This is a genomic window from Maribacter forsetii DSM 18668, from assembly GCF_000744105.1.
GTDB classification, from domain to species: domain Bacteria; phylum Bacteroidota; class Bacteroidia; order Flavobacteriales; family Flavobacteriaceae; genus Maribacter; species Maribacter forsetii.
Map to the genome: position 1 here is coordinate 1,144,146 of NZ_JQLH01000001.1, position 12,456 is coordinate 1,156,601.

The 12,456-nt window shown below is 35.6% G+C and carries 11 protein-coding genes; 8 read left to right on the top strand and 3 right to left on the bottom strand.

Features of this window, described 5'->3' with window-relative positions:
* The first annotated feature begins 49 nt into the window (after positions 1-49).
* The 6 genes from P177_RS04845 (at position 50) to P177_RS04870 (ending at position 5,158) form a co-directional block, all read left to right on the top strand.
* Entirely contained in the window at positions 50-634 is a 585-nt protein-coding gene (locus P177_RS04845; protein ID WP_036152390.1) for a hypothetical protein, read from the top strand.
* A gap of 51 nt (positions 635-685) precedes the next feature.
* Positions 686-931, top strand: coding sequence for a hypothetical protein (locus P177_RS04850; protein WP_036152392.1), 246 nt, complete (start codon positions 686-688; stop codon positions 929-931).
* A 115-nt stretch (positions 932-1,046) separates the two neighbouring features.
* Positions 1,047-1,232 (top strand): hypothetical protein, encoded by a 186-nt coding sequence (locus P177_RS04855; protein WP_036152393.1) that lies wholly within the window; start codon positions 1,047-1,049, stop codon positions 1,230-1,232.
* 106 nt (positions 1,233-1,338) lie between these two features.
* The gene (gene typA, locus P177_RS04860; protein WP_036152395.1) at positions 1,339-3,141 is read left to right on the top strand and encodes a translational GTPase TypA; all 1,803 of its coding nucleotides are present in this window, start codon (positions 1,339-1,341) and stop codon (positions 3,139-3,141) included.
* A gap of 294 nt (positions 3,142-3,435) precedes the next feature.
* Positions 3,436-4,224 carry an SDR family NAD(P)-dependent oxidoreductase gene (locus tag P177_RS04865; RefSeq protein WP_036152397.1) on the top strand — a complete coding sequence of 263 codons (789 nt, stop codon included), beginning with the start codon at positions 3,436-3,438 and terminating at the stop codon, positions 4,222-4,224.
* 34 nt (positions 4,225-4,258) lie between these two features.
* On the top strand, positions 4,259-5,158 hold the full coding sequence (locus P177_RS04870) for a DUF6503 family protein (protein WP_036152402.1): 900 nt from the start codon (positions 4,259-4,261) through the stop codon (positions 5,156-5,158).
* A gap of 76 nt (positions 5,159-5,234) precedes the next feature.
* On the opposite strand, the gene ppgK is transcribed toward P177_RS04870, so the two are convergent.
* Entirely contained in the window at positions 5,235-5,984 is a 750-nt protein-coding gene (gene ppgK / locus P177_RS04875; RefSeq protein WP_036152403.1) for a polyphosphate--glucose phosphotransferase, read from the bottom strand.
* A gap of 135 nt (positions 5,985-6,119) precedes the next feature.
* Positions 6,120-6,425: a hypothetical protein gene (locus P177_RS04880; protein ID WP_036152405.1), complete on the bottom strand. Its 306-nt coding sequence runs from the start codon at positions 6,423-6,425 to the stop codon at positions 6,120-6,122.
* Between the two features lie 1,024 nt (positions 6,426-7,449).
* Here P177_RS04880 and P177_RS04885 point away from each other — a divergent pair.
* Both P177_RS04885 and P177_RS04890 read left to right on the top strand, forming a co-directional pair.
* A complete protein-coding gene (locus tag P177_RS04885; RefSeq protein WP_245233072.1) occupies positions 7,450-9,615 on the top strand; it encodes a PEP/pyruvate-binding domain-containing protein in 2,166 nt (721 codons plus the stop codon).
* Entirely contained in the window at positions 9,615-10,877 is a 1,263-nt protein-coding gene (locus tag P177_RS04890; RefSeq protein WP_036152407.1) for a serine hydrolase, read from the top strand. Before P177_RS04885 ends, P177_RS04890 begins: the two co-directional genes overlap by 1 nt.
* 45 nt (positions 10,878-10,922) lie before the next feature.
* Here P177_RS04890 and P177_RS04895 read toward each other — a convergent pair whose 3' ends face one another.
* Complete coding sequence (locus tag P177_RS04895) at positions 10,923-12,401, bottom strand: helix-turn-helix domain-containing protein (protein ID WP_036152410.1); 1,479 nt, start codon at positions 12,399-12,401, stop codon at positions 10,923-10,925.
* Positions 12,402-12,456: the final 55 nt, after the last annotated feature.

Consider the following 12,456-nt stretch of genomic DNA (forward strand, 5'->3'; position numbering starts at 1 on the left):
TTAAGTTTTTAGAAACATGTAGTTTTAGTTGCAACATCAATCAAACTACATGAAAAAAATTACGGTAATTCTTCTGTTTTTAACCGTCACGGTAACGCAAGCTCAGATTAGAGATTTCTCTGAAAAAGGCAACGGACTGGTAAACCTTGAGCGACATCAATTTACAATTAACTTATTAGGTCCTGGTATTCGATATGAATTAGGTCTTTTTAAAAATGTAAGCGCGTCAACTAGTTTTACTCCAGCATTTTCTAGATATCAGGAAGGCTATACTTTAGGTTATGCTTGGCATACCAGAATTAGATATTACCATAATTTTCAAGAACGCTTAGATGTAAATAAAAATGTAATTGGTAATTCTGCGAATTATATTGGTCCTGCACGTAGTGTATTTTGGGAACCTGTGCAGTTTGTTGATAATATCACGGATGGAAATATTGATTATGCCTTTGCTTTCTATGGCGGAGTATACGGTATACAGCGTACCAATAGAAAGGGCTTTAATATAAATGCAGAAGTAGGATATGGTTATTTTGACTCAAAAACTTTGGATAGTGGACATGGTTTTTTGCTGAATGTTAATTTTGGTTGGGTAGCGACAAAACGAAAATCTAGAAAACCTACGTTTGATTAATATGGTCTGATATTTGATATTCATCATTGATAAAATCAAACCAAAACACTCATGAAAAAAATTAGCTGCTTAACAGCAATTCTTTTATCGGTTCTTTATGTAAACGCACAGTCTAACAAACAAGTGGAAGACGGACTTTTTAAAATCAACTTGCTGGCGCCAGGTGTATCTTATGAAGTAGGGGTCGCCGATAAAACTACCTTGACCTTAGAGGCGTTTTTAGGTTTTGCACTTAATGGAGGCTCAGATAGGGAGACCAGTTTTGGACTTTATCCTGGTCTAGAGGCAAGACGTTAGGCAATACGTTAATTTTAATAAAAGATTGTAGAAAGGAAAGAATATATCTGGCAATACGGGTAACTACGTTGCATTTTTAAATCAGCTTCAATTTGGAACGCCAATTATAGGTGATTTGGAATATGCTTCTGACTACTTTTATAACGCGGCGATTGTTTATGGTATGCAGCGTACGTACGAAAAGGGATTTTATTGGGGATTGGCTTTTGGACCAAGTATTTTTGCCGATGAGTTTTATGTAGATGCGGGCATTTTAATAGATATAAGACTAGGTTGGGTGATTGGTGGTAGAAAAAAGTAGTCCAGACTTATAGAACTCTCTCAAAATCAATAAGATAAAAATAACATAAGTTTAAGTGTGGCTATTATTATTTAAAGTATCTTTGCACGCTTAAATAAGACCTTTTATGTCCACTACTACAAAAAATATTGCGATCATTGCGCACGTTGACCACGGTAAAACAACCTTGGTAGACAAAATAATGTACCACTGTAGCTTGTTTCGTGAAAACGAGAATACAGGTGATTTAATTTTGGATAATAACGACTTGGAAAGAGAACGTGGTATTACCATTACTTCTAAGAACGTTTCCGTTATATATAAGGACACGAAAATAAATATTATCGATACTCCTGGTCACGCCGATTTTGGTGGTGAAGTTGAGCGTGTATTGAATATGGCAGATGGTGTTTTGTTGTTGGTAGATGCTTTCGAGGGTCCTATGCCACAAACACGTTTTGTACTTCAAAAAGCAATCGATCTTGGTTTAAAGCCTTGTTTGGTTATCAATAAAGTAGATAAGGAAAACTGTACTCCAGAAGAAGTACATGAAAAAGTTTTCGATCTGATGTTCGAATTAGGTGCTGAAGAGTGGCAGTTAGATTTCCCTACAGTATATGGTTCTGCAAAGAACAACTGGATGAGTACAGATTGGCAGAATGAAACTGAAAACATTGAGCCATTATTGGATATGGTAATTGAGCATATTCCAACTTTTGAACCAAAAGAAGGAAATACTCAAATGTTGATTACCTCTTTAGATTTCTCTTCATTTACTGGTAGAATAGCTATCGGTAGATTACAAAGAGGAACTTTGAAAGAAAATCAGCAAATTTCTTTGGTAAAACGCGATGGTTCTATCGTGAAATCAAAAATCAAGGAATTATATGTTTTTGAAGGTCTTGGTCGTAAGAAAGTTGAAGAAGTTGAAACTGGTGATATTTGTGCCTTAGTTGGTGTGGAAGGATTTGAGATTGGTGATACCGTTGCTGATATTGAAAACCCAGAAGCATTGAAAACTATTGCAATTGACGAACCTACAATGAGTATGTTGTTTACCATTAACGATAGTCCGTTCTTTGGTAAAGATGGTAAATTCGTTACCTCTCGTCATATCAACGATAGACTTCAAAAAGAATTGGAAAAGAACTTGGCGTTACGTGTAAACGAAACGGATAGTGCAGATAAATTTTTAGTATTCGGTCGTGGTGTATTACACCTTTCAGTTTTAATTGAAACAATGCGTCGTGAAGGATACGAATTACAAATTGGTCAGCCACAGGTTATCATCAAAGAAATTGATGGTGTTAAATGTGAGCCGGTTGAAGCATTGACTATAGATTTACCAGAAGCTGTTTCAGGTAAAGCTGTTGAAATGGTTTCTATGCGTAAAGGTGAAATGACCAGTATGGAAGCTAAAGGTGAGCGTATGATTTGTGAGTTTATCATCCCTTCTAGAGGTATTATAGGTCTTCGTAATCAATTGTTGACCGCTACTGCTGGTGAGGCTATTATGGCACACCGTTTCTTAGAGTATCAACCAATGAAAGGAGATATTCCACAAAGACAAAATGGTTCTTTGGTTTCTATGGAAACAGGAAAAGCAATTCCTTATTCTATTGATAAATTACAAGATAGAGGTAAGTTCTTTGTTGATCCAGGTGAAGATATCTATGAAGGTCAAGTTATTGGTGAAAACTCTCGTGGAGATGATATGACCGTTAACATTACAAAGACTAAAAAATTATCTAACGTTCGTTCTTCTGGTGCTGATGATAAAGCTAAGATTGTTCCTGCAATTAAGTTTTCTTTAGAAGAAGCATTGGAATATATTCAGAAAGATGAGTACGTTGAGGTTACTCCTAAGTTTTTACGTTTACGTAAAATCTATTTGACGGAGAATGATCGTAAGCGTAATAAAATAGCATAAGTACTAAAGCTCCTTCATTAGGAGTTTTTTTTGCTTTTAGATATAGAAACCACCTATTTAGGTGGTTTTTTTTGTTTGTAGTGCTCTCAAGTTCATTTGAAAGTAAAATCTTTAAAGTCTTTACTGGGTTGATATAATGTTAATTAGTGCCATCGTACTAAGAAATATGCAAAAAATTATGATAGATTTTCCTACTTTCTTAATAATGCGTTCATCCTGCATTTTTCTTCGTTTCTACATAGAATTTTATCTAATTTAAAGTAGAATTTAATCACAACTCAAACTAACATTATTATGCAACTAAAAGGGAAAAATGTACTCATTACCGGAGGTACTCGGGGTATTGGAAAATGCATGGTCCAACAGCTCATCAAAGATGAAGTCACTAATATTGCGATCATTGCACGCGATAAAAAGAATCTAAAAGATTTATCGTTATCTTATCCAGAAGTAAATTTTATTCGCATTGCTGGTGATATAGCTAATATTCAGGTTTTACGCGATGCTGCTGCACGTATAGAAGATAAATGGGGTCATTTAGATATATTGATAAATAATGCGGGTATTGTGGCTGCTGGTCCTTTAGAAGATATACAAGATGAAGACCTTTATGATCAGGTTGCTGTAAACCTTACCGCTGTAATGTTATTGACCAAGTACTGTATTCCGCTTTTAAAATTTTCTGAAGATGCCTATATCTTGAATATTTCATCTGGACTAGGATTAATAGGTATGCCTTTCTATGCGGTCTACGGGAGCACCAAAGCAGCTATACGTCAGTTTTCAGACTCTATGAGAAGAGAATTGGCACCTTTTAAAGTATCGGTTACCTGTGCTTTTCCTACAGCTACGGATACTGAGATGATGCAGAAATTTAAAGGTAGAAAGATGGATGCTCCTGAATATGTTGCAGAGAGGTCACTTGAAGGATTATTTAATAAAGAGATTCAAGTTATTTTTGGAGGTGAAGAACGACTGAAGGAAAATACCTTGAATTTTGAAGCACCTGCAGAATTGGATAAGAAGGTTGCCGAGAATTATGAGGAACGTAAAATGGCCAGTTTAGATCATAAAGCCGTATAATCTATACTGGGAAATTAATAAACGGCGAACAACTATGAAACTACTTTACAAACTATCACTATTATTAGTACTTGCAGTTATTGTATCCTGTAAAGAAACTCCTAAAAAAACAAATGAAACCGCTAAAGAAGTGGTTGCTGAAACCAATGTAATTGCTTACCCTGATTCTTGGGTGTCTTCTAGAGTTTCAAAAGCAAAAGAAAGACTAAATAGCACTGAAGCAGGAAAAGTTATTTGGAATGCTATGGAAGCACATGGCGGATTGGATACTTGGTATGCTAATGGACCAATTACCTTTCGTTTCAATTATCAGCCTTTAAATGGTAAAACTGCTAGAGATAGTTACCAAACAGTAGATACATGGAGCAATAGATCTGTACATACAAGCGCGACGGATAGTTCTGCGAAATTTGGTTGGACAGGTGAACAAGCCTGGGTAAAAGCTAAGGACAGTACAGCATTTGCTTATGATACAAAGTTCTGGGCCTTGACACCATTATGGTTTGTTGGGCATCCTTTTGTGTTAAGTGGGGAAGGGGTTAGCTTAGAATTGTTAAAGCCTACAACCTTTAAAGGTCAAGATTACAATGCTGTAAAGGTTACGTTTGCTGCCGGTACCGGTGATGCGCCAGATGACTATTACATTTTGTATGTTAATAAAGAGACGAATAAAATTGCGGTTATGAGATATATTGTTTCTTACCCAGAGTATTTTAAAGATGGCGGTCATGCCCCAGAAAAATTCACTGAATTTGTTGGTGAGCAAACTGTAGATGGTATTACCATGCCGGGCGGTTTTAAAACGTACTGGACGGTTAAGGACAATCAACCAGGTGACTATATTACTAAAATTGATTTCACAGATGTGTCTTTTGAATCAGATTTACCAAAAGACTTTTTTGATGTTCCGGAGGGGGCAAAAATTTTAGAGTAATTATCGTTTACTATTCAGTATAAAAAAAATCCCAAAGTTCTCTTTGGGATTTTTTTTATTGATTTATAATGAAGCCTTACTTCTTAGTTATTTTGTATTGCGATGCCACGGCTGCACCAATAATACCTGTATGATTCTGTAGTTCGGCAGGGATTACTTTTGTGTCTATTTTTATTCTAGATTTAAATTCCTTAAAATCTTTAGAAGCACCACCGCCAAGAATAATTAAGTCTGGTGATACGATCAATTCCACATACTCTAAAAAAGTATTGAATCTTTTGCCCCATTTTTTATAAGATAGACCTTCACGATCTTTAGCTGATCCAGCTGCCCATTTCTCAATTTTAGAATATTTTTTATAAGGTATTTGACCTAGCTCAAAGTTAGGAATCAACCTACCATCTAAAAAAGCACCGCTACCTAGACCGGTACCTATGGTAATCATTACAACAAAACCTTTTTCACCTTTTCCTATACCATAATTCATAGTGGCATAGCCTGCTGCATCTGCATCGTTGATAACGGTAAAATCGAGTCCGGTTTTCTTTTCCAATATTTCTTCGACATTTACGCCCAACCAACTTTTGTCAAGATTACCGGTTGCTTTACAAACACCATTTTTGATTATGGTAGGGAAACCGCAGCCAACTTTGCCTTTGTAGTCAAAGTGGTCCACAATTTGGGCAATTACATCGGTCATTGCTTCTGGGGTTCTAGGTATGGGAGTGGGTATTCTAAAACGTTCAGAAATCATTTCTCCGGTTTCAGAATTAACTAACGCTCCTTTAATTCCAGAACCACCTACATCAATACCTAGTAAAGTCATTTTATATTTTGTTATGAATTACAAAGAAACGAAAAAGATTCGGCTCTTTGAACTGAGATTATATTTGTCATTTTTTTTACCTTTTATGTTCGTTATAAGGCATAAAAAAAGGACCTTTTTAGGTCCTTGATGTTTTTATATAGGCATGAGCAAGCCGGTAATCGTGCTTACTTGAATTTCTTCATCATCTTCATCCAATTCAGAATCAACTGTGAAAGTTATAGAGAACTGCCTACCAACAAATTTTTGACCATTTAGGTCATATTCCGCAATTACTTCACTGGTTACATTATTGAATTCTGTTTTGTAACCTTCGTCATCAGAAAATACATAAGCGCCATCGATATAGCCCTCGTAAGTTCCGTTCATGGTACTCGTTTCCTGTCCAAAAGTAGTTAAAGAAGAAACTGCTACGAACAATACAATTAAAAGTGATTTCATTTTTTTCTTGTTAAGTTAATTATCGATTTTTTTTGTCCTTTTTTTAAGTCTTGTTTATCCACTTAAAAAGTTGATACAAATGAAATCTAATTAGTTGAATAACGAATAATTTTATCATTTTATTATGAATCTTTTTTTAAATCTTAACCTTCTGTAATTCAGTTAGGTATTTTTACATTATTGTATTTAAAATAATTATATGTTAGCAAATTAAATAATCATATTTGATAGTACCTTTGATAAATAAAATAATATAATTCAATTGAAAAAAAGTAATTTAAATACCCTCTTTATTGCATTGGTCTGTGGGCTTTTTACATTGGTTCATAGTGCTCAGGCGCAATCACCTTTAGCGGTTGAAAATGTTCAGACATTGGTTGAGAAATATAAAAGTGATACTCGAGGTCCATATAAAGATATTCGATGGTTTTGTGTCGATGGTAGTATTCGTCAGCCAAAAGATCCTTGCCCAGACAATATTGGTCCTGGTGTGCAGCATGCACGTTATAAAGATGAAGTAATTGCTTTGGGTAAAAGCAATCATGTTTATTTAGGTCAAATTTTGGCTTATACAACCATAGATGAATTATGGGATAACAGCCACAATCATTCTCGGTTAAAACAATATCAATTAGATAAATATTTGCGATTGGTCGATAACGGATGGATCAATCAAAAAGGACAGTTCTACAGAGGTTCGGTTCAGGTAGAAGATGAAGAAGCTTGGGGTATCGATTTTTATAAAACCATTTTATCCAAAGATGCTGTGGTTACAGATAATTTCTATCTCATTCGTCAATCTTTAAAAGATATTCCTCATAATGGTGATGATAATGTAGCGCAGTTGATGAGAAGCGAATCTAAGGTGATTTCAGATTTGTATGTTCCTTTTATGGATCTAAGAACAAAAATTCACAGTCAGCCTGAGAAATCAGATATTCAGAAAGTAATCGACTTTAAAGCTAAAAATCAAAAATCTTTAACTGCCGATTTAAATAAAAAACTTGACGGTTTGGTAGCTACGATGAATACGTTCTTTAAGCCTGTAGATGTTCAGTCTTTGCTGAACAAATCAAAATTAATAAAAGGCACAACTTTAGGCGATAAGGTACAGTCATTTGTTAATGGTAGGTCGAATGATGAAACCGCTTCATATTCGGTAAATGAAACGGCACAATTGCTTTTAGAGATTAGAGAAGAAATGTTAACAGAAAAGCGTTCTTTGGCACGTTTGCAGTTATTGGACATTTCTTTAAAATTAGAAGAGCTATTATTTCAAAATGCACCGAATTGGCAACCAACAACGGTAAGCGGACAATTAGAAAAGATTTGTGCGTTGACAACGGCATCGGTTGGTGCAGGGTATTTAGAACTGTGGGAATGGGAGCAAATTTCTGGTGCACTTAGTAAGTTCAATCAAGACCAATTGAGCTTGGCAGAACTAACACAGGTATTAGAAACGGCAAGAGCTGCAGTAGAGTGGAGCGCAGCTATGGTAAAAGCGAATTATCAGGAAGTGGTTAATACATATACCACATTTGAGCCCAAAGCATATGCATTTATAGATGATAGAATTAGAGGTTCTGTTGCCTTACATTTAGGGCAAAGTGTAGGTGAACTTGGTGATTTTATTTCACAAGAATCTGCTTTGACGAATAAAGTGATGGACATTGCCAACCAAAGTACATTTAGAGGGTTGAACCCTGGGTATGCATTTGGGGAGTTGGTCGTTGTTGATGGCTCATCTGAAGATATTGAAGTATCGGCAGATAAGATTTATATTTTTCAAAGATCACCATCAGATTTAAAACCTGTAGCTGGTATTGCAACTGTGGCAGAGGGTAATATGGTTTCACACGTGCAGTTATTGGCACGTAATTTAGGTATACCGAATGCTGCCTTATCTGACCAAAATCTTCAAAGTTTAAAGAAATATGATGGTGACCGCGTGTTTTATGCGGTTTCTAATAAGGGAAATGTGATCTTGAAACCAGAATCGCAGATGACGGATCAAGAACGCGGACTATTCGTAAAGAAAGAACGTAATACCGATAAGATTGAAGTGCCTGTTGAAAAGATTCAATTAGGCAATACAGATGTTTTAAACATGCGCGATGTTGATGCTAGCGATTCAGGAGCTTTATGCGGACCAAAAGCGGCTAACCTAGGGCAGTTGAAAAAGATGTTTCCTGAGCAGGTGGTTGAGGGATTGGTGATTCCGTTCGGAATTTTTAGGGATCATATGGATCAACAAATGCCTGGTGAAAATAGCTCGTATTGGGAATATTTGAATGCCATGTTCAAAGAAGCCGATCGCATGCGAAATGCAGATGTGCTAGAACCCGAAGTTGAGAATTATCAGTTACGACAATTAGAAACCTTAAGAGGTGCTATCAAAAAAATGCCGTTGAAAGAAGATTTTATGAATCAGCTTGAAAGCAAATTCAAATCTGTTCTTGGGTCGGACTTCGGAAAAATACCCGTGTTCTTGCGTAGCGATACCAATATGGAGGATCTTAAAGAATTTACTGGCGCAGGATTAAACTTAACATTATTCAATGTGCTGGATAAAGAGAAAGTTTTAGAAGGCATAAAAGATGTTTGGGCTTCACCATATACTGAACGTAGTTTTAAATGGAGACAAGTGTATTTGTTGAATCCTGAGAATGTATTTCCTTCTATTTTGGTGATACCAAGTGTAGATGTAGATTATTCGGGAGTTCTAATTACAAAAGGAATCAATTCGGGTAACGATAAAGATTTAACGGTAGCTTTCAGTAGAGGAGCAGGCGGTGCAGTAGATGGTCAGTCCGCAGAAACATATACTATTTACGATAGTAATGGTTATCGTTTATTGGCGCCGGCTCGTGAACCAATGTACAATACCTTACCATCTAACGGTGGTACGGGCAAGAAAGTGGCAACGTTCCAGAATAGAGTAGTGAATGAAAAGAACATGAGAGATATTAAAATATTAGCGAATACCATTCGTGAAACTTTACCTAAAGAAACAAATTCAAATTATGAAGGTGCTTATGATGTAGAGCTTGGTTTTAAAAAAGATAAATTATGGTTGTTTCAAATAAGACCATTTGTTGAAAATAAAAAAGCATTGAGTTCTGGGTATCTAGAATCTATTACACCGAGAATTAATACAGAGAAAGAAATCTCGTTAAATACAAAATTGTAATGCAGAGAATACTAATATTATTGATTGTAGTTATAAGTGCATCTGCATTTACAACATCTACCTATTATCCAATAGATGGTTACGAGCGAACAGGTATTAAACGTTTAAAGCGTTTAGAAATGATTAAAAGTGGGGAGATAAAGGATGCGACCGCTTTACCTGCAGGAGCAATGAAATCTTACAATGACATTCAATTAAATCTACTTTCTAGAAAGAATGATAGTGCCATGGGTTTAATGCAGGTGAACGAAGATTTTCAGAAAGAAATCAGTGCACTCTTCCGTGGTTTAGATAAAAGTTATTCATTGACTGTTTTAGATATTTCTGACCCAGAAAATGTACGCTATGCAGAACGAAATGAAACTGCAGGTTATCAGCCCGGTAGTGTAGGTAAATTGGCGGTATTATTAGGATTGTTCACGCAGTTAGAAAAAATTTATCCAGATTCATTCGAAAAAAGAACGGAGCTTCTAAAAAATAAATCTGTAAAATCAGGTGTTTGGGGGTTGACAGATGAGCATACAATCCCAATATTTAATATTGAAAAAAATACTTTGGTGAAGCGCCAAGTAATTGCTAGCGATGTTTTTTCATTATATGAATGGGCAGATCACATGCTGTCTGTTAGTAACAACGGTGCTGCAAGTATTGTTTGGAGAGAAGCACTTTTGATGGCGGCTTTCGGTGAAAAATATCCAGAGATGACCCAAGAAGATGCGGATACTTACTTTAAAGAAACACCTAAAAAGGAGCTAACGGACTTAAGTAATGATGTTGTCAACTTGCCGTTGCGCGATTTAGGTATCACATCTGATGAATGGCGACTAGGTAGTTTCTTCACTAGAGGTGCAAATACATATGTAGGTGATAAGGGCGGTAGTATAGGTTCACCACAGGGATTAATGAAATTTTTGCTGCAATTAGAACAAGGTAAGGTGGTTGATGAAGCTTCTAGTTTAGAAATGAAGCGATTAATGTACATCACCGATCGTAGAATTAGATACGCACAATCGCCAGCATTGAAAGATGCTGCAGTGTATTTTAAATCGGGCTCTCTATACAAATGCGATAGAAGTAAAGGTGAAGCCTGTGGTAAATATATGGGTAACGTGACCAATTTCATGAATTCTGTTATTATCGTTGAGCACCCAGATAATTGTAGGTATATGGTAGTGCTAATGACGAATGTGCTACGTAAGAATTCTGCCAGTGATCATATGTATTTAGCGGGTAATATTGATAAGATTATTAAAAAAGGGTAAAAGCATAAGTTCGAGTAAGCACAAAACTTTGTTGAATGATTTTAGTTAGGATTTAAACTTAGCCTGCAATTCTTCTACAATAGATTCTACATTTTTATTTTTGTCGATCCGGTCTAAAACAATGGCAGAATTTTGACGTTCCTTACAATTCTTAATGGCACAACGCTCACAAGTAACGCCTACTTTTTGAGACTTAAATTTTGGGTCGTTCAAAAATTTAATTTTACGTGCTAGCTGTTTGTTCATGAGCAGCCCTATACTAATGCTTCTGTACTGATTATCCTTAAAAGGATCTTTGGTTGCAGAAGAGAAAACAATGTAGTTATTGTCCTCACCATCATATTCAGATATTTGACAATCGAATTCATGGTCCTTCTGGCTCATTTTAATATCGTTCAATACTTTTAACGACACCCACCGACGGCAGTAGTGCTCATTGGTTTCATTCGCTCTGGGCGAATGTTGATGAGATAGGTGCAGCTCTTTTTTAAGATGGTATTTTGTACTGCCTAATCTATGGGTAAAACGGAGAAAGAATAAGTTCTGTATGTTGAAGGAATTGGGTAAAATATTAGTGAGTCGCTGATAAACAGATTCTGGTGAGGCGTTAAAGCCGTTAATAAGTGCTAAGAATTTGTTAGGGTCAAAAGTTTCTTTTGAAAAAACCGCTTCAATTTTAGGAACAAGAAGAGTTTTAGGTATAACTAGTGCACCGGCAAAATAAGAGGCGTAAAAATTATTTAAAACCTGGTCAAAATTTTCGAATTTTATCCATGGAAAAGTATATAACCGATCAGTATAGGCTAAAAAGTTATAGGCAATTTCTTTAGCATAAATGAATGCGCGCTGTGGCTCGTTAATATCTGCAGAGAGTAACAGTGTTTTGGTTTCGGGAACAAATAAGGATCTTAAATTTTCTAAGGCTTCGTATTTTTTTATTTCCCCATTATTGATAGTATAACCATATTCCTCAATTAGTATTTCCTCTAAATCTTTTGAAGAAAGCGTTTTGGATAAATCTATATGATAGGCTTTGGCAAATTTTAAAACTTGCTGTTCAATATCATCAAAGTAATTGTTATTTGCCTCTTGGTAAGAACGTAAAGATGCCAAGAAAAAACTTTCTCTACTAAAACTATAGTGCTGTGCTATTTCTATAATGGTGCTTATAAAGGCATTGACCTTTGCAGGTGCCGTAGCAACAATATCTATTAGGTCGCTTTCTTTTATGCCGAACAGCTCTAGCGGAATCTCCTTTAATATCTTGGAGCGAAGCAAATCTCCAATTGGTGCCAAGTTTTTATCAAGCTTTAAAGAGACCATTTGATCATATGGCACATCTAATTTTTCTGATAGTAAAATGATTTTATCTGGCTTCGGATATTTTTTTCCTTTCTCAATTTCGTTTAAATACGATTTAGAAAGTCCGCAAATTTTTGATAAACCAAATAGCGATAAATTTTTATCTGTTCGTATTTGCTTCAGTTTTAAGCCGAAAATGAGTTTAATATATTCTTGTTCCATATCTAGACTTTAAAGATACTACTTTTTGCGTACATCGTAAAAAAAGTGAATTTTA